Here is a 21187-nt window from a genome sequence, read left to right as displayed (position 1 = left end):
TTGTTTCGGATGGGGCCGACCCTAGTGCAGGGTCGCAAGTCCCAGATTCTTGTCGCCGAGCCACTCGGCCACGGCGTCAGCCGTGTCGGCAACCATCAGCGGGGTGCCATCGGCAGACATGACGAGCTGATAAAGCTCGGTGTCGTTGAATTCTGCGTCGTGGATCATGTGCGAGAGCACTAGGCCGGAGACCGGCTTGATATAGGCCACGGCACTGCCACCCAAGGCCGCGAACTGGGCCTGGGTCAGATGCCGAAGCGGGTGCGCGTCGGCAGGAACGGCGTCGGTATTGCGTCTATCCATCATTTTTTAGCCCTTTCCTTTACAGCGAGCGAATGTCGATACGGCGGGCAAGCTTGGGCGCGCGAGGACGCTCAAGAGCAATAACGAGCATGCCATGGCTCAGAGTTGCATCTTTCACGATCATTCCATCGGCAAGGAGGAAGGTGCGCTGGAATTGCCTGGCGGCAATGCCTCGGTGCAGGAACTCCCGCCCCGGCTCATCCTTCTGCTTTCCGCGAACATTGAGCTGGTTGTCTTCACTCATCACTTCGAGTTCGGATTCGGAAAATCCGGCAACCGCGATGGAAATGATGAAGCGTTCCGTGCCGTCTTCGCCGACGGTGCGCTCGATATTGTAAGGGGGGTAGCCGTCCGCAGACCGGGCGAGCCGATCGATCCTTTCCTCAAAGCTGTCAAAGCCGAGGAGAAAGGGCGCGGAAAAGACCGATATACGCGACATCTACGCCGTCCTTGTTTCAAGCAAGCAACGAATACTGTCGACCCAAAACTCTGGCATCGACAGGCTGAGGCAGATATGGGTCCTATGGCCGTCCTGTTCAAGCCTGAGCGGATGGCCTGAGCGAAGCGATCAGAGGCCTACATGACCCAGTCGAAAACCGTCGCCGTCATCACCCCCGCTTTCCGCGCGCAGGATACATTGCCCACCACAGTGCAGAGCGTGCTCACCCAGACCCATGCCGATTGGCAGCATTGGATCATTGCCGATGACGGGTTTGACTATGCGGCGTTTCTCGACGGCCAGGGGCTGCGCGATGAGCGCCAGGTTTTTTTGACGAGCGGGGGCGTCGGCACTGGAGCCTCGCGGACCCGGAACGTGGCGCTGGAGCAATTGAGCGTACCCTATGTCGCCATTCTCGATGCCGACGACCGGCTGAAACCGCAAAAACTTGAGTTTGCCGTTGCGGCGCTGCAGAGCCACGCCATCGTGACGACGGCGCTCGACGTCATGACCATGGATTTTGATCACCTGCGCTATGTCGGGGATGGACCGGATCGGGAACTGACGCCGGGCGAGCACAAGTGGGTCAGCCTATCCATGGATTCCATGGTGGTGTGGGATCGGACCAAGACCGACGGGCGCTACGACCCGACGCTGAGCAACATGACCGATCTGGAACTCTTGCTGCAGCTCTATGGCAAGGCGTCACTCTCCATGCATCTGGGTGCGCCGCTGCACGATTACATCAAGCGCGATGGCTCGATGAGCAATGGCAAGGATGTGGCGGCGGGGATGATTGCCAGCAAAACAGAAATCCTGCGGCGGCTTGAAGCCGGTTCTTATGGGCTCTCGGCGGTGGATGTGGCTGGTGTGGCGCGGTTTTTGCGGGTGTCGCTAGCAGCGGAAGCGGCTTACAGCGCGGCGCTGGCCGAACAGCCGGGCCTGCTGTTTGAAAACCACATCGAGCCGATGCTGAAGGCTGCGCGGGCCTAGTCGAGCAAAAGATCAAGGACATCGGCGTGGATGTCCTGCCAGTCCTTTTCGGTGATTGGATAGAAGTCAAAGCCCCGCAGGGTGGCCGCACCCTCGACCGCCAGCAGCGCCAGGCGGGCGCGGCGGCCGGACGGCGTCGTCACGTCGAGTTTAGCCAGGGCCTCTCGATAATAGTCCTGGGCGCCTTTGCGATATTGCGGTGAGCGCATGAAATTGGCGATCAGGGCCAGGGAGCGCTCGGTGACGAGTTCGCTGGCGCCCTTGCTGCCCAGCACATGGGCTCGCACCCGGTTTTCCGGCGTATCGCCTGCTGACGTCAGGAAGGCGTCACCGATCTCGTCCATGGCGGCGAAAGCCCGGTTGAAGAGCGCGTCGATCAGCGCGTCCTTGCTGGGGAAGGCGTAGAGCACGCCGCCCTTGCTGACGCCGGCCTCGGCTGCCACGGCATCCATCGTCAGCTGGCCTGCACCATCGCGCAGGACCACGCGCTCGGCCGCATCGAGCAGGGCGCCGCGATCAATTGTTTGTTTCCGGCCCATTGCGACCTCTTTTCAATCCGTCCAGACGGATTTATATAGCCGACGATCCGGCAGCGATAGGTACGTCTGCCAAGAGGAACTGAAAATGTCATCCCCGCGCAACCGCTGGCTGGTGCTTTTGGCCGTCATGCTGGCTTTTCTTCCTGTCGTCATCGACATGACGATCCTGCACATCGCCGTGCCCTCCCTGACATTGGCCCTGGGCGCGAGCGGCACGGAGATCTTGTGGATCATCGATATCTATCCGCTGATGATGGCGGGCCTGCTCGTGCCCATGGGCACGCTGGCCGACCGCGTCGGGCATCGGCGCATGCTTCTTACGGGCCTGCTGGTATTTTTGGTTGCCTCCGTTGCGGCGGCCTTTGCGCCGACTGCGGCAGTCCTTATCGGCGCGCGCGTGGCCCTGGCCTTTGGCGCCTCGATGATCATGCCCAATGTGCTGGCTATCATTCGCCAGACCTTTGAGGATTCCAAGGAGCGCGCTTTGGCGCTGGGCCTTTGGGGTACGGTTGGTTCGGCCGGTGCGGCGCTTGGCCCGCTGGCGGGCGGTGCACTGCTGGAGCATTTCTGGTGGGGTTCTGTCTTCCTCATCAACGTGCCCGTGATGATGGTGGTTTGGCCCCTGGCCTTCTTCACCATTCCCAAGCGCGCGGTGACGGCCAGCGGCAATTGGACCATTGGCCAGGCGCTGGTGCTGATCGCGGGCCTGATTGCTACGGTCTATGCGATAAAATCCGGTTTTAAGGCGGGCAGTTCGCCTGCTGTGACGGGCGCGAGCCTTGTAGCCGGGCTTGGCTTGCTCGTCTGGTTCGTGCGCCAGCAGATGCGCGCGGCCGAACCCATGCTCGACCTGAGCCTGTTCTCGCGCCCGGCGATCAGCATGGGCATGGTCATGGCACTGGTGGTCTGTGGATCGCTGGCGGGCGTCGAACTGACCGTGGCGCAGGAACTGCAATTTGTCGTCGGCCATACCCCGCTGCAGGCCGGGCTCTTCATGCTGCCGCTGGTGATTGCCTCGGGCATTGGCGGGCCGATTGCCGGCTATGCCGTCGGGCAATTGGGCCTGCGCACCGTGGCGGTCGTGTCCCTCGCCGTTGCGGCCCTCAGTCTTGCCGGCCTCGGCGTCAGCGATTTTCACAATCCGGGCATTGGCGTTGCGGCCCTGATGGTCATGCTGGGTCTGGCGCTCAGCATCGGGCTGACAGCCTCGTCCATTGCCATCATGTCGAGTGCTCCGGCGGAAAAAGCCGGTGTTGCCGGCTCGCTCGAAGGCACGGGCTACGAACTTGGTGCGGGTCTTGGCATCACCTTTTTCGGTGTGCTGCTGGCGTCCAGCTATTCAAGCGCCCTGCGTATTCCAGTGGACCTGGCGCAAGGTCTGCCCGAAGGCGCGGCGCATTCGATCGGGGAAACCATGTATGCGGCCGAACAGCTTGGCCCCGCCGGTGCGCCGCTTGTCGAAGCGGCACGGATGGCCTTTTCGGACGCGCATGGCATGGTGCTGTTGAGTGCGGCGAGCCTCATCGGGCTTCTGGCTATCGCTGTCTTCTTCGCCCTGCGGCGCTATCGGGACACCGAGGCCACTGCATCAGCGCATTAGTTCGTAAAAAGAAAAGGGCGGCCGATTGGCCGCCCGTCTTCCTGAATGATTCAGGAATTCAGAGTGCGTAAAGCGTCACGCCGGCGCCGTCGTCGCTGCCATCAATGCCAACGATCTGGTCGACGGTAAAACCCTGTTCCTGGATCGAGCGGCTAATGACCGGGTTGTTCTTGATGCGCTGGTGCAATGCGGCCATGTCGACGTCGATGGCCAGCGAGCGGGCTTCGCCTGCATTGACCTTCAGCACGGTGGCGTAGTTGGCGTCATCGAGCGACTGCACCGAACCCATGGCGTCGAACGGGCTTGCCATGGCGGCACCGGCGGAAGTGGCAAGGATTGCGGCAACGGCAATGGCTTTTACAAAACGCATGATAGTCTCCTGTTTGAAAATTGTAGCTCCATGTCCGGAGCATGCAGGAGTTACGCTTGAGACCGCCGCCGGGTTTCATGAATGTTCGGTAAGGCAGAACACTGATTTGTGTGTGATCCACGAGCGAGTTCAATCGTTCCCACGCGCGCCTGTCCGAGCCCCCTTGCCTTTCCCTGCCATTCCCCCTATAGAGCGCCATCTCCGGATCGCCCGGCCAAAAGGCATGCCGTGGCGGTCTTTGAAAGCGACGGACTCGCAAGAGCCTGTTAAGACCAATAAGGACCCGCAAAATGCCCAAGATGAAGACCAAGTCCGGCGCAAAGAAGCGTTTCAGCTTCACCGCTACCGGTAAGGTGAAGGCCGGCGTTGCCGGCAAGCGCCACCGCCTGATCAGCCACAACGCCAAGTACATCCGCACCAACCGCGGCACCAAGATCCTGTCCAAGGGCGACGAGGGTCTGGTGAAGTGGTACATGCCGTACAACCGCTAAGCTGGAAGGACACTAAAACATGGCACGCGTAAAAAGAGGCGTAACCGCCCACGCCCGTCACAAGAAGGTCTTGAAGGCCGCCGAGGGCTATTATGGCCGTCGTAAGTCTACGATCCGTATCGCCAAGCAGGCCGTCGAAAAGGCCGGCCAGTACGCGTATCGCGATCGTCGCGTCAAGAAGCGCAACTTCCGCGCTCTCTGGATCCAGCGTATCAACGCTGCCGTCCGCGAACACGGCCTGACCTACAACCGATTTATCGACGGCCTCAGCAAGGCTGAGGTTGCCGTCGACCGCAAGGTGCTGTCCGATCTCGCGATCACGCAGCCCGAAGCGTTCGGCGCCCTGGTCGCCAAGGCCAAGGCAGCTCTGGCTTATCTCGCAAGCGTGGACACTGTTACCCACGCCCGCGTTACCGCCTAAGCTAACCCCACCTCGTTGAGGTCAAAAATTGCGCCTTGCGCCACCCCGAAAGGGGCTGGCGCGGGGCGTTTTGTTTTGGTCTAACCGCACCTGAATTTTCACCGAGAGCTCCCGATGTCCTTGGAAACCCAGATTGAAACCCTGCGCGCCGAATTGAGCGCTGCCATCGCCGCTGCCGATACCGAAGCCGCGCTCGACACTGTGCGTGTCGCGGCTCTCGGCAAGAAGGGTTCGGTCTCGGCCCTGCTCGGCACGCTGGGCGCCATGGCTGCGGACGAGCGTAAGAGCGCGGGCCCGGCGATCAACGGCCTCAAGAACGACATTGCCGGCCTGATCGAAGCGCGCAGCACCGAATTGAAGGGCGCGGCGCTCGAAGCGCGGTTGAAGGCCGAGACGGTCGACGTGACGCTGCCGCTGCCGCCGGCGCCGACGGCCAAGGGCCGCATTCATCCGATTTCGCAGACCATCGACGAAATCACGGCCATCTTCTCGGACATGGGTTTTGCCATTGCCGAAGGGCCCGATATCGAGACCGACCATTACAATTTCACCGCGCTGAATTTCCCCGAAGGTCACCCGGCGCGCGAAATGCACGACACCTTCTTCATGAAGCCCGGCCCGGACGGGGTGAAGAAGGTTTTGCGGACGCACACCTCGCCCGTGCAAGTGCGCGTGATGCAAAAGACCAACGAAAAGCCGGCGGCCTCCTACCTGACCCCGTCGCAGGATCCGCCGATCCGCGTCGTCATGCCCGGCCGCACCTATCGCAATGACTCAGACCAGACGCACACGCCGATGTTCCACCAGGTTGAAGGCCTCGTCATCGACAAGGATTCGCACATTGGCCAGCTGCGCTGGGTGCTCGAGGAGTTCCTGAAAGCCTTCTTTGAGGTGCCGAGCGTTACCCTGCGCTTCCGTCCGAGCTTCTTCCCCTTCACCGAGCCGTCGATGGAAGTCGACGTGCAATGCGATCGCTCGGGCTCGGAAGTGAAGATCGGCGAAGGCAATGACTGGCTCGAAATTCTGGGCTGCGGCATGGTGCATCCCAATGTGCTGCGCAATGCCGGCCTCGATCCCGATGTCTATCAGGGCTTTGCCTGGGGCATGGGCATCGACCGCCTTGCCATGCTGAAATACGGCATGCCCGATCTCCGCGCCTTCTTTGACGCCGACCAGCGCTGGATCGAGCATTACGGGTTCCGCCCGCTTGATCTGCCGACGCTGTTCGGTGGGCTTTCGAGCTAGGCTGACATGGCTGCCCTTCCGCCCGAATATGCCAATGCCATAACCTTCAGCTTCGGCGACTCGCCGGAGCTGAACGAGGAATTGCTTGGCCTGGTGCTGGCCGGCAAGAAGACCGCGACCTGCGGGGCGCTGCGCGACTATGAGCAAGGCAAGGAAGCCATGCCCGTCGCCGGGCGGCGCGATGTCGTGCTCAACGGCGCGGGTGAGCCGGCGGCGGTGATCGAGACACTGTCTATCGACATCATGGCTTTCGATAGGGTCGCCCCGAGCTTTACCGATCTCGAAGGCGAAGGCCCCTATGCCGAATGGCGCAGGGCGCACGAGGATTACTTCTCGCGCAATGGCGGCTTTGCGCCAGACATGCAGGTTGTATGTGAAAAATTCCGGCTGGTGGCGGTGCTGCCGGCTGGCCGCGAGCTCTACAATCGCGTGGCAAAAGCGATCTTTATCGTTACCGACATCGAATCCGACGGGCCGACGCCGCTGCACAATTCCATGCTGAGCTTTGCTTCGGTGGCTATCGAAGCTGACGGCACGCGGCATGGCGAGTTCGAGGCGGTGCTAAAACCCAAGGCTGATCGCACGCAGAACGAAATGACCATGGACTGGTGGAAGACCCAGCCCGAGGCCTGGAAGGCGGCGACCGAGGGCGCCGAGGACCCGGCTGTGGTCATGCCGCGCTTTGCCAACTGGGTGGAAAGCCTGCCCGGCCCAAAAGTCTTTGTCGCGGCGCCGATGATTTTCGATGGTCTCTGGATGGACCATTATCTCGATGAATATGCCGGCACGCGGGCGCTGAGCGGTCCCTTCAAGGGGCGCCAGATTTTTCGCGGTGGTGGCGTCTGCCTCTATACCATGGCCGGAACGCTGCGCGGCGCGCCCTATCTCGATTGGGGCATGAGCAAGCTGCCGGCCGAATTCTACGGCCATATCCCCCATACCCACCGAGCCATCGACGATGCCCGCGGCTTTGCCAATGTGCTCGTCGAACTCTTTCAACTTTCGTCCGCGCTGCCGCCGATCAACGGCAGCAAGAGTGACTTCCGCTAAGGTCCCAAAACATGAAATTCACGCTTGATTGGCTCAAGGAACATCTCGAGACCACGGCCTCGACCGAAGAGATCGGCAAGGCGCTGACCATGATCGGCCTTGAAGTGGAAGGCATTGAGAGCCAGGGCAAGGCGCTCGAAAAGTTCGTCATTGCCCATGTGGTGGAAGCAAAGCCGCATCCCAATTCCGACCATCTCAATATCTGCAAGGTCGATGCCGGGACCGGCGAGCTGATCGACGTCGTCTGCGGCGCGCCGAACGCTAGGACTGGCATGAAGAGCGTGTTCGCCTTCCCCGGCACCTATATTCCGGGCAAGGATTTTGAACTCAAGGGCGGCGTCGTCATTCGCGGCGCGCCATCCAATGGCATGCTCTGCTCGGCTGCAGAACTGCAGCTTTCCAACGACCATGACGGCATCATCACCCTGCCCGACGATGCGCCGATCGGCCAAAAGTATGTCGACTATGCCGGCATCAATGGCGTGGTCTTTGACATCTCCATCACGCCGAACCGCGGCGACGCGACCGGCGTCTATGGCGTGGCGCGCGATCTCGCCGCCTTTGGTCTCGGCACGCTGAAGAAGACCGATTTTTCGCCGGTGCCGTCGAAGGGCAAAAGCCCGATAGCGCCGCTGCCGCAGCAGTTTTCGGGCGATGAGCCTAAGGCGATCCGCAAATTTGCCGGGCGCTATATCGCCAATGTGAAGAACGGCCCGTCGCCGGACTGGCTGCAGGCGCGCCTGCGCGCCGTGGGTCTGCGTCCGATCAACACCATTGTCGATATCACCAACCTCGTCTCGCTCGGCTGGGGTCGGCCGCTGCACGCCTATGACGCCGACAAGGTTGAGGGCACTATGGTGCTGCGCAATGCGCGTGGCGAAGAATTCGATGCGCTCGACAACAAGGTCTATACGCTCGACGAGACCATGACTGTTATCGCCGACGACAAGGGCCCGCTCTGCCTCGGCGGCATCATGGGCGGCATTCGCTCAGGTGTCACTGATGAGACCACCAATATTCTCATGGAATGCGCGAGCTGGGATCCAGAGCTGATCGCCCGCACCGGCCGCAAGACCGGGATCGTTTCCGATGCGCGCTATCGTTTGGAGCGTTCGGTTGACCCGGCTCTTACGGAGCCAGGCATGGAACTGGCAACGCGCCTAGTGCTCGAACTCTGTGGCGGTGAGCCGGCCGAGCCGGCGATCTCGGGCGAAGACGTTTTTGCCAATACCACGGTGGAATTCCCGCTCGGCGAAGTGCGTCGTCTGACGGGCCTGGAAGTCTCTCCGGAGAAGATCGAGCAGATTCTCTCGGCACTTGGTTTTGTGGCCGAGGGTTCGGGCGACAAGCGCGCAGTAAAAGTGCCGAGCTGGCGTCCGGATGTTACCCAGAAGGCCGACCTCGTCGAAGAAGTAATGCGCATGGTGGGCGTCGACAATGTGCCGGTGGAGCCGCTGGCGCGTCTCAACCATGTCGCGCCGCGCATTCTGACGACCATCCAGAACCGCCGCCGCATTGCGCGTCGCGTTCTGGCCTCGCGTGGCCTCGATGAGGCTGTGACCTGGTCGTTCATTTCGCATGGCGAAGCCACGCTCTTTGGCGGCGGCACGGAAGACCGGCAGCTTGCTAATGCCATCGCGTCCGACATGACCGATATGCGGCCCTCGCTGCTGCCGGGCCTGCTTGCTGGCGCGCGTCGCAATGCCAATCGTGGGTTTGCCGATGTGAGCCTCTTCGAAGTGGGGCAGATCTTCCTTTCCGACAAGCCGGAAGGCCAGCACACCTATGCTTCGGGCGTGCGTACGGGCACGGCCAAGATCGACGGCGCTGGGCGCCATTGGTCGTGCAAGGCCGAGGCGGTGACTGTGTGGGATGCCAAGGCCGATCTTGCTGCGGTGCTCGACGCGCTTGGCGTCGACGTCGACAAGGTGCAGGTGCTGCCGGAAGCAGCCTCGTGGAGCCACCCGGGTCGTGGCGGGCGCTTCGCGCTGGGGCCAAAGGTGACGCTGGGCTGGTTCGGCGAACTGCATCCGGCGCTGGCGGCGGATCTTGATATTTCGGGGCCGGTTGCGGCATTCGAAATCGACCTCGATGCCCTGCCCGAAGCGCGCAAGAAGGCGACGAAGACCAAGCCGGCGATTGACCTCAGCCAGTTCCAGCCGGTTTCCCGCGATTTTGCTTTCGTGATGGACAAGGGCGTGGCGGCAGCCACGATCCTGCGGGCGGCGAAGGGTGCGGACAAGGCGCTCATCGCTGATGTGGGTATTTTCGACGTGTTCGAAGGCACGCACGTTGGCGAGGGCAAAAAGTCCGTAGCCATCGAAGTAACCCTGCAGCCGCGCGACCGTACGCTGACCGACGAGGACATCGAAAAGGTGTCATCGGCGATTGTTGCGGCTGTGACCAAGACGACCGGCGGCGAACTGCGGAAGTAGTTTTCCTGTCCAATCCCACTGCTTCATATCGGCAAGCGGGAACCTCTGTTCTGAAACGGAGGTCCCCGCTTTCGCGGGGATGACAGTTCCGTGGGCGCTTTTGCATTGGAGACAAACCAGTGTCCCGTACCGACGCCATTCTGAAACGCCTGTCTGGGCTGCATCCAAAGCTGATCGATCTCAGCCTGGATCGCATGCTGCCGCTCTTGGAAAAGCTGGGCAATCCGCAGGACCACCTGCCGCCCACGATCCATGTGGCGGGGACCAATGCCAAGGGTTCGACCATTGCCTATCTCCGCGCTTTCCTCGAAGCGGCGGGCAAGAAAGTGCATGTCTACAATTCGCCCCATCTCGTGCGTTTCAACGAGCGCATCCGGCTCGCGAGCGAACTCGTTTCCACGCGAAAACTGAATGCGGCGCTGGAAGAGGTGGAAGAGATCAATGCCGGGGCTGGGATCACCTTTTTTGAGGTGACCACGGTGACGGCGTTTAAGCTTTTTGCCGAGACGCCGGCCGATTTTCTGCTGCTTGAAACCGGCATGGGCGGGACTTACGACACCACCAATGTCGTAAAACATCCGTTGGGCACGATCATCACGCCGGTCGATTTCGACCATCAGGGGTTTCTGGGCAAGACGATTGCCGAGATTGCGTCCAACAAGGCCGGCATTCTGAAGCGCGGCTCGAAATCGGTGATGGGTATCCAGCGCGACGAGGGGCACAAGGTGCTCGAACGCGCGGCGCATCGGCTGGGGATCACGCCTCTCTGGCAGGGCGAGGACTTTCATGGATCGGCGCAGGATGGACGGCTCGTCTATACCGACGAGGCTGGCATGCTCGACCTGCCGCCGCCGGCGCTGCTCGGCCCGCACCAGTTCGATAATGCGGCTCTGGCCATTGCGGCGGCGCGGCATTTTGAATTGCCCGTCGATGAGACGTCCATTGCCGAGGGTCTTCGCAAGGTAACCTGGCCGGCGCGCATGCAGCCGATCCGCGAGGGCAAACTGCGCGAACTGCTGCCGGCGAGCCACGAACTCTGGCTCGATGGCGGACACAATACGCATGGCGCCAAGGCGCTGGCGCGGACCATTGCCGAATTTGACCGCAACCGTGCGGCGCCGCTGGTGCTGATCATGGGCATGATGAATACCCGCGACCCAGGCGAGTTCCTCGAGGCTTTTGCCGGTTTCAAGCCCTCTGTGCTGGCGCTGACCATTCCGGGGGAGCAGAACGCCCACCCGGCGGCGCATATCGTCAAGCGGGCTCACGATGTCGGGCTGGAGGCGCGACCGCTGCGCTCGATCGTGACGGCGCTGAAGGCGGCCGCAGAGGTGCCCAATGCGCGGGTGCTGATCTGTGGGTCGCTATATCTGGCCGGCGACGTGCTCGCGAAAAACGGCACGCCGCCGAACTGAACGGTTTTAGTACTTCGCCTGCTCACTACCACAGAACGGATCGACGGGGCTGGTGCCGGTGAATGGCACCCGGCCGAGCAGCGCGTCGAGAACGGCTTCCTGGATGGCGTCGCTCGAGCCATAGGCGTTGATATAGGTCGATACGCGCGGGGCGTCGTAGAGGTAGTAGGGAAAGCCCAGTGACACCATCAGGGTCGGCACTTCGTGCCAGTGGCGGTGCATGGCGCCGAAGACCGAGCCGGTGAGGCCCTTCCAATCAAGGAAAATGCGGCTGCGGGTGAGGAGGGTTTCTTCCGCGAGCAGATACAGGACGAGGTCGTAATCGCTGGCGCGGACGGCGAGGTCGGGCGTGTGGACGGTAACCTCAAAGCCCTCTTGGGTCAGGCGATCGGGCAGTGAGAGCGGGATCGGCGCGGGGGCAAAGGGCTGCACGGCGCCGGTCGAGTAGATCAGCACGCGCTTGTACTTTGCGGGGGACAGCGGCAACAGGGTGGCCGTGTCCTTTACCAGCGTCGGCATGCGCGCCGTGACTTCCTTGGCCTTGGCGAGCTTTTCGGGCGTCGCGACCACGCGGCTGGCCGTATCGAGATTGGGCTCGGGGCGATCCCTGTGAAGGCCCAGCGCGGCCTTGAGGGCCAGAATGCGGGTTACGGCCTCGTCGACGCGCTCCTGCGTCAGGCGGCCATCGGCAACGGCCTTTACGAGACGCATCAGGTCTCCATTGGGATCGTCCGAGAACAAAATAACGTCGCAGCCGGCGATGACGAGTTCCGGCAGGGTTTCGTCGCGCGGGCCCCAATCGCCGAGGCCGGCCATGGGGGTGGCGTCGGACACGATGAGACCCTGAAAACCCAGGCGCTCGCGCAGCAGGACCTCGTTGAGGAGGCGGCTCAGCGAAGCCGGGCGGAAGGCTTCCGAGGTCGCTTCAGGATCAAGCTCGCGGACGAAAGCCGGGAAGGCGATGTGGGCGGACATGACGCTGAGGACGCCGGCATCAATGGCGGCGCGGTAGAGCCGGCCGAATTGTTCTTCCCATTCGGCAATGGTCAGCGGATTGACGGTCGTGACCAGATGCTGGTCGCGGTCGTCATACCCTTCGCCCGGCCAATGCTTTACCGTGGCGGCGACGCCATTGGCCTGGAAGGCGGCGATCTGGGCCAGGGCATGGCGCTCGATCCTGTCGATATCGCTGCCATAGGAGCGGGTGCCGACAATGGCGCTGCGCCAGGCGGCGTTGATGTCGATAACCGGGGTAAAGCTCCAGTTGAGGCCAACGGCGCGCGCTTCCTCGGCCATGATGGTGGAAATGGCCGTGGTGGCCTCCACATCGTCGACGGCAGCGAGGCCAAGCGGGTTCGGCACAGAGGTGCCAAAAGGCAGGCTCATGCGGCTGCCTTCGAGATCGGCGCTGACCAGCATGGGCGCGGGGCCGGCGGCATCGAGCTGGCGGGCGAAGCTGATTTCGCTGGCGAGATCGTTGGAATAGATGCGGGTTACGCCGCCGGGGCGGAAAGCCCTTACCGCTTCCAGCGCCTGGTCGGCATCGCCACGGACGAGAAGCACAAAAAGCTGGGCCAGCTTGTCGCGTGGAGCCAGGCCATCGCGCGTGGCATGCACCCAGGCAATGGCCTCCTCATTCAGATTGAAGGGCGCTGCGGACAAGTCGATAGGGGCCAAGGCATTCTCTCCAGACGGGCAGTCTTGCGGTGCGATAGTGCTAGCAGAGCCCGCAGGGCTCCACCATGCCCAACCTCACGGCTTTGTGAGGCGAATCTATGGAGCGCGGAGAAGCCTCAGGCGGCGTGCGATTCCAGCCATTTTATGAGCTGCACGCGGCTCTGCCCGGCCCCGACCTTGATGTCCACCGGCGCACCGTCCTTGAAGATGATCAGCGTCGGCATGGCGCGGACATTGTAGGCGACGGTAATGCCGGGATTGGAGTCGACGTCCAGTTTGACGATCTTGAAATCTGCAGCCAGCTCTTCGGCGAGCGCGTCGATGGTGGGCGCCATGGCTTTGCAGGGCGGGCACCATTCGGCCCAGAAATCGACGAGCACCGGACGGTCGGACTCAAGAACTTCGGCGGCAAAATTGCTGTCGCTGACATGGAGGGCCATGGGTCACCTTTCATCGGCTTTGGGCGATGAAGTTAGGCGCGATTGCCGGCCGAGGGAAGAAATGGCGTTTTATGCTTTTGAGCCGCCAAACAAAAAAGCACCGCCGGACGGGTCCGGCGGTGCCTTGGATTTTAGTTAGTCAGCGCTCTTAGGCGGCGTGGCCTTCGAGCCACTTGGTGAGGCCTGCCTTGGGCGTGCCGGCACCGATCTTCATGTCGGCAGCTTCGCCGTTCTTGAAGAGAATCATGGTCGGGATGGAGCGGACGCCATACTTCACAGTGGTCGACGGGTTTTCGTCGACATTGAGCTTGACGATCTTCACCTTGCCCGAGAGTTCCTGGGACAGCTCATCGAGGACGGGGGCGATCGCCCGGCAGGGCCCGCACCACTCGGCCCAGAAGTCCACCAGAACGGGCTCTTGGGAGTTGAGGACTTCCTCGCCAAACGTGGCGTCGGAAACGTGCTTCGTCATTTATTGTGCCTTTTGGGTTGAAAGCGGTGGGTTGTTTGCTCCCAAAGCTGGTGAGAGTCCAGCCTTAGGACAAGATCGTTCACTTGAGGGTGAAATTCCCACGCGCTTGTTCGATAAGCTCGGACGGCAAATTCATCAATGATTCCAACTCGGTCCATAGAATTGCCGCGCGAACGGTCCGGCCGGGGAAAAGCTGGCTTGCAACCAGCGCATATAGCGAGAGTTGCGTAACGTACCTCGGAGGCACGTCGACAGCTGTTTTCGGCGCCGTTGCGTCGGACTTGTAGTCGATCACCAACACGCTGTGGTCGTCAACTACGAGCCTGTCCATACGCCCCGAAAGGCGGATTGGTTCCCCGTCACGGATGGCGTCTACGAGAAACGGCACTTCGGCGCGGCTGTCGGGCCCAAAGAGATAGGCAAATTCCAGGCTGTCGAGAATGGATAGGGCCTTTGGGGCGAGGCGTGCCTGCTCCTTGGGCATGTCGGGCAGCAGCACTTCGAGGGCGCGGGGAATCACCTTGGGCCAGAGGCCGCGGTCGATTCTGCCCAAGTGTTGCAGCAGGGCATGAAGCGCGATGCCGGATTTTCGCGCCGTTTCGGCGTCCCGCACGCGTTCGGCGGCTGTGGCAAGCGCGGGTTCGTTGCCGCTGGCTTCATGGGCGCGGGAGGGCGAGGTGGTGGCCGGCGGGACGAAGATTGGCAAGGGCGCGGGCTCAATCCAGCGTGCGGGTTTTGCGCTTGCGGTTGTGGAGCCTGTTATCGCGGCTGGCTGCGGGCGGACAATGGGATAGACGAGGGCGGAAGTGCCGTCGGCCAGTTCCAAAACCTCGGCATTGTCGGACAGGGCCGATTCCACTGCTTCATACCAGGTGCCGTCGAGCTTGCCGTTCTGGGTCAAAGCGCCAGTGACATAGAGCTCGTCTTCGGCGCGGGTCATGGCGACATAGAGTTTTCGCCAATATTCCTGCGCGAGATTCGCGTCGGTCTTTTCCTTGACCTCCAGCGTTGCCGGGACGTGCTGGGCCTTGTTGGAGGCGTGGATGAGGAGCGGGCCGGGAGTTTCCGAGACGATGTAGATCGGGCTGCCGATCTGTTTTGACGCGGGCTTGCTCGCGGCATCGGCCATGATGACGATCGGAGCCTCAAGACCCTTGGCCCCATGTACCGTCATGACGCGGACGCCGCCGCCGCCTTCGGCCAATTCGCGCTTGATCGAGACATTGCGCTGGCGCATGTCGGCGGCAAAGCCCTGGAGCGAGGGTTGCGCGTTCTGCTCGTGGTTGAGTGCCAATTCCAGAAATTCGGAAATGACTTCATCGACTTCCGTGCCGAGGCGGGCGTGGAAGCGTTTGAGGCCCTGATCGGCATAGAGAACTTTGGTCAGGAAGTCGAAAGGGCGTTCAAAGTCGAGATTGGCGCGCCAGGCGGCGAGGCGTTCGGCAGCAGCGCGGGCCGCGGGCAGGGCCGAGGCGAGGAGCGCGGACCAGAGGGTCTGGCGGTCGGACCGAGTGCTGGCGAGGTTGAAAAGATCGTCCTCGGAAAAATCGAAGAGTGGCGAGCGGAGGAGCGCAGCGAGCTGCAGATCATCGGCTGGATTGAGCAGCACGTCGATCAGCGCCAGGAGATCGAGCACGGCGATATGGCCGGTGACGGCCAGCCGGTCTGCGCCGGGGGTCGGCACGTGGTAGAGGCGCAGGGCGCGAATGATTTCCTGGAACAGGGCACTGCGCGATTGGACGAGGATGAGGACGTCATCGGCGGCGACGGCACGACCGCGCTGGGTCAGCGGACGCCCATTGTCGATCCAGCTTCTTATTTCGCGGGCAATACGCATGGCGACCTGTCGCGCGGCGCTCTGCTCGGCTTCCAAGGGCTCAAGCGGCCATTGGCCATCGCCGGCCTCCGACTTTTGCGCCTGTACGGGCGGCCAGAGCGTCACACTGCCGCCGGGCTGGCTGCGGGCAGCAGTGTGCAGAACCCGATCGGTAGCGAGGAGGGCCAACTGGATGTCGGAGCGGGCGCAGACTTTGTCTACGGCCTCGAGAATGCCCGAGAGCGTACGAAAGCTGGTGTGGAGCGGCAGGCGGGCAAAGGCCATGTCGGCGGCCTCGGCGCGGCGGGCAAAGTCGTAGCCCGTGGTGCCGAAGAGAGCGGGCTGCGCGCCCTGGAAGGAATAGATCGACTGCTTCTGATCGCCCACGGCAAAGACCGAGCGGGGACGACGGGCTGCTCCTTCGCCGACGAAGAACTCGGCGGCCAAGGCGCGCACCACGCGCCATTGCTGGTCATTGGTGTCCTGGCTTTCGTCGACCAGAATGTGCTCGATGCCGGCATCGAGTTTGTACTGCACCCAGGGACCGATCTCGAGATTGTCGAGGAGATCGCCGAGGCGGTCGACGAGATCGTCGAAATCGAGCAGGGCCCGGCGGCGCTTGTCGTTTTCATAGCGGCGCGCGATGGCGACCAGAATGTCGAGCACGGCATTGCTGCGTTCGACGAGCCGGGCGGCGCGGATTTTTTCATCGAGCGCGATGAGGCGGCCCTGCTCGCGGCTCAGGGTTTCTAGCAGGTGCGGATGGGCGTGGCGCTCGGTCTTGGTGAGAAGGCTGGTGCGGGGCTTTCCTTCGGTGGTGAAGAAGGCGGCATGCAGCGTGTCTTTATCCGGACGTTCGGGATCGAGCCGGGCGAGGGTGTCGACGCATTTGCGGTGGCCGTGGGGATTGCCTCCGAGCGCCGACACCAGGTGGCGCATGACCTCCGGGGTGAGGAGCGTATCGCGCACGGCGCTTTCGATGAGTTCTGTCGCACTCTCGCTGCCGGCACCCGCAAGGCGTTTCAAGCGCGCCTTGGCGCCTTCAGGGTCGGCCAGGAGCGGCTTCAGTCGTGCGCCCTTTGACAGCGCAGCCCCGATCGCCTCGCCGATATGATGGTCGCTCAGGAGCTGAAAGAGCGTTTCGACGGCGGCGCCGTTGGCGCCGCCACGAAGACCCTCGGCCAGCACGCTTTCGCGGGCGGCGAGGATGAGCTGGATCTGCTGGTCTTCCTCGATCACCGCGAAATCGAAGGGCACGCCGGCTTCTATGGGGAAGCGGTGCAGCACTGCTTCGCAGAAGGCGTGGATGGTGAGGATGCGCAACCCGCCGGGGGTTTCGAGGGCGCGGGCAAACAGAGTGCGGGCAGCATGGAGCGTTTTGGCATCGGGCTGCGTGCCGAGGAGGTCCGTCAGCTTCTTGCGCAGTTCGCCTTCTGCGATGACGGCCCATTCGGCTAGCTGCTGGGAGACGCGTTTGCGCATCTCGGCCGCTGCCGCCTTGGTATAGGTGAGGCAGAGGATCGATTCCGGCTTTACCCCGGCCAGCAGCAGCCGCAGCACGCGGCGGGTAAGCACGAAGGTTTTGCCCGAGCCGGCATTGGCCTCCACCCAGATCGAATGGCTGGGATCAGTAGCGCGGCTTTGCGCGCTTCTGGTGTCGAACGGGACGGAGAGTTCTCCGCGTTCCGCACTCATGCCTCGTCCTCCCCGCCATCGACGCTTGTCCATTCGGCGACGCGCGCCAGATGGTCATAAGGGCCGGCAAAGCGCTGGCCGACGAGCGGCAGCAGGCGCGCCGGCATGGGCGTGTCGCGGAAAAGGAAATGGTCGATATGGCTCTGGAGGCGACGATTGATCTCGTCTGCCGCTTCCATCAGCGGCATGCCTTCTGACGCCCTGAAGGCCGAGGGCACGAAGGCTTCGGGGCCGAGGCCGATTTTTACATAGGTGAGGGCGCTGGTTTTGACGGCTGGGATGCCGGTCATGGCGCCAGCCTTGGTCATGACCGCTTCCATCAGCAATTGGGGCGCTTCAAAGGCTTTCATCATGGCCGGGGTAGGTGGCGAACCGGTCTTAAAATCGAGAATTTCCACGGTGCCATCCATCATCTCGTCGACGCGGTCGGCCTGGCCGGTGATCTTAAAAGGTTCGGCGAGGTGGAGTTGCATGTCGCCTTTGATTTCAGCGTGACGCTGGCGCACGCGGGGATGGCGTTCGCGCTCAAAAGCAAGAAACTGTTCGGCGGCGGTGCCAAAGCGTTTGAGCCAGATGTCGCGGCGTTCGCCGATGGCTTCGAGGCCCGAAAAGGCGTCGGCGGCGATGGCCATGAGTTTCTCGAAGGCGTCTGAAGCGGTTGGGTCGTGCCCTTCCTCGACGAAGCGGGCAAAGGCGTCGTGGATGATAGTGCCGCGCTCGCGGGCATCGGGCACGTCGCCCAAGGGGTCGAGCTGGCGCAGTTTCAGGACATGTTTGGCATAGAGGTCATAGGGCGAGCGCATCAGCGTCTCGACCTCGGTGACCGACAGTCTTCGCGGGCGGATGCTGGCTGGCGGATTGGGTAACGGGCGCGAGGCCGGGTTTGTCGTCTCGACGGCGTCGATGGCGCGGGCGGCTTCGATCCAGCCACGGCCGCGCTGGCGCACGGCTTTGGCCGCGTCTTCGCCGGCAAAGGCATCGAGCCGCTGCACCAGGCGCGAGGGCAAGGAGGGGCTGGTGCCGATGCGGTCGGCATAGGCCACGATGACGTGGGCATTGCCCATGGCCTGAGCAAAGTCATGAGCGGCGAGGCCCTGTAACCGTTCGGGCGGTTCGAGGCCTGTGGCGAGGCGCATGCCGCGGCTGAGCCAGGGTCCGGGATCAGCGGGCTCAGGCCAGATGTCCTCGTTGAGGGCGCCGAGGATCATCAGATCTGGGGACATCAGGCGCGCTTCGATCTGGCCCCATATGGCGATGTCCTTGCGGCTATCCAGCCGGTTGCGGACCTGAAAACCTTGCATCAGGGCCGAAAGCACGGCGTCGAGCCCGGCAGGGGCAAAAGCATGCCCCTCGCCCGTCAGCTTGGCCATTTCATCGGCCCAAGCCTGCAATTCATCGCGGCCGCGCACCGGGGCGCCGACGGCGACATGGTCGACGGCGCTGACAATGGCGCCCGCGAGATCGGCGGCGCGAATCAGCGGCGTGGCGAGGAGGCGGGTGAGCGGGGTGAGGGCGGCCGAAATATCGTCGAGCAGGCCGAGGATGGCGGGGGCGTGAGACTCGCTGAGACGACGTGCGGCGCCTTTGGGAGGTTGGACAATGTGTTCGGCGAGGGCCGCACGCAAGCCATCGAGGCCTGGGGCTGGTCTTTGTCCGCGCAGCAGGGCCAGTTCAATATCATCGGCAAGATTGGAAATCTCCCCGCGGCTGCGGCCAAAAAGGCTGGCACGGTTGCGGAGGAGCGAGATGAGGTCGACCGCGGCGCATTGATTGACGGCGAGCGTCAGAATCTGGCGGGCGAGGCGGCCGATGGTCGACTGGAACAGCGGCGCGCCGGCAGCATCGTCGACGACCACGCCGAAACGCGCGAGTTCGGCGGCGATGCGACGGGCGAGGTTGCGGTCGGGCGTGATGATACCGACAGTATGTTTGTTGGCGAGTGCCTCGCGCGCGGCGATGGCAATGGCGCGGGCTTCCTCGTCTTCGTGCCGGGCGGCGATGATCGAGACCCCGGCAAGGGCTGCGTCGCGGGTTTCGGCGTCGGGGCGTTGCTCTGCCCAGTGGGCGGTTGCCGACGTCAAGGCCAGGGCGCGGTGGAGGAGCGGTGTGCGGGGATGCTCGACGGGAGCGAGTTCGATCACCTCTGTCGGGCTGGCGCCTAGGGTGCGAAGCAGTTTTGCCACGTGATATTGTGGGTGGCCATGGGGGCTTTGTTCGGGGTCGAGCAGGGCCGCGTGGGTGTCGGACGACATGGTCGTGTCGAGGCCGGGCAGGACGAGGGCACCGCGCGGCAGGCGTTCCAGCGCCTTGAGGAGGCGCGCCGTAGCCGGAATGGATCCGGTGGAGCCAGCGGCGATGACGGGGCGGTCGCCATAGATCAGTGGCGCGCTTTCAGCCTGCCGGTCGAGCCGGGCGCCACGGAGCTGCGAGGGGTCGGCGCGCTTTCTATCCTCCAGCATGTGGGGCCAGGCGGTCAGCGCAATATCGAGGAAGGTCAGGGTCTGTTGCCAATAGGCGCCGAGTTCCGGGCCGAGTTGATCGCCGAGGGCGCGCAATTCGCCGGGGCCGCGTTCGGCAATGGCAAGGTCGTCAAAGACATGGGCGAGCGAGTCGGCCATGGAGAAGATTTCGGCGGCGGTGGGGGGCGTCGAAAAAGCTTGGCCACCGGCGGGGCTATGGGCCCAGGCGGCAACGAGCCGCGAGAGGATCAGGCGGCGTTCCAGCGTTGTTGCGGCCGGCAGGCTCGGTGGGGCGTCGAAGGGCGGCAGGAAGGGCTCTTCATCGCCCTCGTCGCCGCCAAAGGTGCGGATATCGGGTAGGAGGCCGGTGAAACCAGGATGCTTGGCAAAGGCTTCCGCCAGGGCCTCGCGGGCGCGCTGGGTCGGCAGGATGATGGTGACATCGCTGAGCCAGAACGGATTGTCGCGCGGCCAGTCACCGAGCAGACGGCCGTCCATGACCGCTTCCGCCAGAGTTGGGAGGAAGGGGGAATGCGGAGCGATCGAGAAAATGGTCATGAAGCGCCCAGAAGGCGTTCGGCTTCGGCGAGGCCATTGGGATCGCCGACATGGTACCAGGGTGCGTCGAGGACGACGCCCTTCAGCGTTTCGCGCTCCAGTGCCGCTTCGAGGAGGGGATAGAGCGAGAATTCGCCATCCGGGGTATCGGCAAAAATTTCGCGACCGAGCAGCAGCACGCCGCCGTAGATGACCGGAGCGCCGTAGTCGCGGGTAACGAGGCCATCGGGAGCGAGGCAAAAATCGTGACTGCGCGAAAAGCCGCTGGCGCGGCGTGGCTGGACGCAGAGCATGACGATGTCTTCGGGGCCGGTATAGCGGGCGATCATGCGCTTGAGCGGCTGGTCGCTGCTTTCGGGCCAGAAGGCGTCGGTATTCATGACGAAGAATGGATCGGAATGAAGCATGGGCAGCGCCCGCTTCACGCCGCCCCCGGTCCCCAGAAGTTCGTCCTCGCGGCTGACTTTCAGCAGGCCACCGAAATGGGCCAGAATCTGGTCGGCACGATAGTGGGCGTTGGCGACGAAGCGCTTTGCCCCTTCCGTCCGCGCATTGCCGATGACGCGTTCGATAAGGGGTATGCCGGCCACTGGAATGAGTGGCTTTGGCAGAGTGTCGGTCAAGGGGCGCATGCGGGTGCCGAGGCCTGCGGCCAGCAGCATCACATCGGGGAATCGGTCAGGGGTATCCATGCCGGGATAGAACCGGGCAGGGGGGTGCTTGTCCAGTGGCGCGGAACCACTGGCCGTCCTCCTCGGGCTTGACCCGA

18 protein-coding genes are annotated in these 21187 nt (G+C 63.0%); 8 read left to right on the top strand and 10 right to left on the bottom strand.

The window, feature by feature from the left end; translation table 11 throughout:
* Positions 1-21: 21 nt before the first annotated feature.
* Together ACSQ2A_RS15160 and ACSQ2A_RS15155 are read right to left on the bottom strand one after the other, a co-directional pair.
* Positions 22-306, bottom strand: a complete 285-nt coding sequence (locus ACSQ2A_RS15160) for a DUF1150 family protein (protein ID WP_295413472.1) — start codon at positions 304-306, stop codon at positions 22-24.
* Positions 307-322: 16 nt separating this feature from the next.
* Positions 323-742, bottom strand: a complete 420-nt coding sequence (locus tag ACSQ2A_RS15155; RefSeq protein WP_295413473.1) for an Hsp20 family protein — start codon at positions 740-742, stop codon at positions 323-325.
* A gap of 141 nt (positions 743-883) precedes the next feature.
* Here ACSQ2A_RS15155 and ACSQ2A_RS15150 point away from each other — a divergent pair, with 141 nt between their 5' ends.
* A complete protein-coding gene (locus ACSQ2A_RS15150; protein WP_436072910.1) occupies positions 884-1735 on the top strand; it encodes a glycosyltransferase family 2 protein in 852 nt (283 codons plus the stop codon).
* Here ACSQ2A_RS15150 and ACSQ2A_RS15145 read toward each other — a convergent pair.
* Positions 1732-2274 (bottom strand): TetR/AcrR family transcriptional regulator, encoded by a 543-nt coding sequence (locus tag ACSQ2A_RS15145; RefSeq protein ID WP_436072909.1) that lies wholly within the window; start codon positions 2272-2274, stop codon positions 1732-1734. The genes ACSQ2A_RS15150 and ACSQ2A_RS15145 overlap by 4 nt on opposite strands.
* Positions 2275-2359: 85 nt before the next feature.
* Between ACSQ2A_RS15145 and ACSQ2A_RS15140 the strand changes: the two genes are divergently transcribed.
* Complete coding sequence (locus tag ACSQ2A_RS15140) at positions 2360-3874, top strand: MFS transporter (RefSeq protein ID WP_436072908.1); 1515 nt, start codon at positions 2360-2362, stop codon at positions 3872-3874.
* Positions 3875-3932: 58 nt separating this feature from the next.
* Here the strand turns inward: ACSQ2A_RS15140 and ACSQ2A_RS15135 are convergent, their stop codons facing one another.
* Positions 3933-4244: a hypothetical protein gene (locus ACSQ2A_RS15135; RefSeq protein WP_436072907.1), complete on the bottom strand. Its 312-nt coding sequence runs from the start codon at positions 4242-4244 to the stop codon at positions 3933-3935.
* A 290-nt stretch (positions 4245-4534) separates the two neighbouring features.
* On the opposite strand from ACSQ2A_RS15135, the gene rpmI reads away from it, so the two are divergent.
* The 6 genes from rpmI (at position 4535) to ACSQ2A_RS15105 (ending at position 11301) form a co-directional block, all read left to right on the top strand.
* Entirely contained in the window at positions 4535-4735 is a 201-nt protein-coding gene (gene rpmI / locus ACSQ2A_RS15130; RefSeq protein WP_046105910.1) for a 50S ribosomal protein L35, read from the top strand.
* A gap of 19 nt (positions 4736-4754) precedes the next feature.
* Positions 4755-5156 (top strand): 50S ribosomal protein L20, encoded by a 402-nt coding sequence (rplT, locus tag ACSQ2A_RS15125; RefSeq protein WP_295413491.1) that lies wholly within the window; start codon positions 4755-4757, stop codon positions 5154-5156.
* Positions 5157-5270: 114 nt separating this feature from the next.
* The gene (pheS, locus tag ACSQ2A_RS15120; protein ID WP_436072906.1) at positions 5271-6401 is read left to right on the top strand and encodes a phenylalanine--tRNA ligase subunit alpha; all 1131 of its coding nucleotides are present in this window, start codon (positions 5271-5273) and stop codon (positions 6399-6401) included.
* A gap of 6 nt (positions 6402-6407) precedes the next feature.
* The gene (locus tag ACSQ2A_RS15115) at positions 6408-7451 is read left to right on the top strand and encodes an ASCH domain-containing protein (protein ID WP_436072905.1); all 1044 of its coding nucleotides are present in this window, start codon (positions 6408-6410) and stop codon (positions 7449-7451) included.
* 11 nt (positions 7452-7462) lie between these two features.
* Positions 7463-9886 (top strand): phenylalanine--tRNA ligase subunit beta, encoded by a 2424-nt coding sequence (pheT, locus tag ACSQ2A_RS15110; RefSeq protein WP_436072904.1) that lies wholly within the window; start codon positions 7463-7465, stop codon positions 9884-9886.
* Positions 9887-10005: 119 nt separating this feature from the next.
* A complete protein-coding gene (locus ACSQ2A_RS15105) occupies positions 10006-11301 on the top strand; it encodes a bifunctional folylpolyglutamate synthase/dihydrofolate synthase (protein ID WP_436072903.1) in 1296 nt (431 codons plus the stop codon).
* Between the two features lie 6 nt (positions 11302-11307).
* Here the strand turns inward: ACSQ2A_RS15105 and ACSQ2A_RS15100 are convergent, their stop codons facing one another.
* The 6 genes from ACSQ2A_RS15100 to ACSQ2A_RS15075 all read right to left on the bottom strand — a co-directional run bounded on the left by ACSQ2A_RS15100 (position 11308) and on the right by ACSQ2A_RS15075 (position 21110).
* Positions 11308-12978 (bottom strand): glycoside hydrolase family 3 protein, encoded by a 1671-nt coding sequence (locus ACSQ2A_RS15100; protein ID WP_436072902.1) that lies wholly within the window; start codon positions 12976-12978, stop codon positions 11308-11310.
* A 116-nt stretch (positions 12979-13094) separates the two neighbouring features.
* Positions 13095-13418, bottom strand: a complete 324-nt coding sequence (trxA, locus tag ACSQ2A_RS15095) for a thioredoxin (RefSeq protein WP_436072901.1) — start codon at positions 13416-13418, stop codon at positions 13095-13097.
* A 148-nt stretch (positions 13419-13566) separates the two neighbouring features.
* Entirely contained in the window at positions 13567-13890 is a 324-nt protein-coding gene (trxA, locus tag ACSQ2A_RS15090; protein ID WP_035084460.1) for a thioredoxin, read from the bottom strand.
* 79 nt (positions 13891-13969) lie between these two features.
* Positions 13970-17401, bottom strand: coding sequence for a double-strand break repair helicase AddA (gene addA, locus ACSQ2A_RS15085; RefSeq protein WP_436072900.1), 3432 nt, complete (start codon positions 17399-17401; stop codon positions 13970-13972).
* Entirely contained in the window at positions 17398-20418 is a 3021-nt protein-coding gene (addB, locus tag ACSQ2A_RS15080) for a double-strand break repair protein AddB (RefSeq protein WP_436072899.1), read from the bottom strand. The genes addA and addB overlap by 4 nt, the downstream gene beginning before the upstream one ends.
* Positions 20415-21110: a nucleotidyltransferase family protein gene (locus ACSQ2A_RS15075; RefSeq protein WP_436072898.1), complete on the bottom strand. Its 696-nt coding sequence runs from the start codon at positions 21108-21110 to the stop codon at positions 20415-20417. The genes addB and ACSQ2A_RS15075 overlap by 4 nt, the downstream gene beginning before the upstream one ends.
* Positions 21111-21187 lie beyond the last annotated feature (77 nt).

The sequence above is a fragment of the Devosia sp. LjRoot3 genome, assembly GCF_964252865.1.
GTDB lineage: Bacteria > Pseudomonadota > Alphaproteobacteria > Rhizobiales > Devosiaceae > Devosia.
The sequence above is the reverse complement of the archived record's forward strand: the minus strand, read 5'-3'. Positions and strand labels throughout refer to the sequence as shown.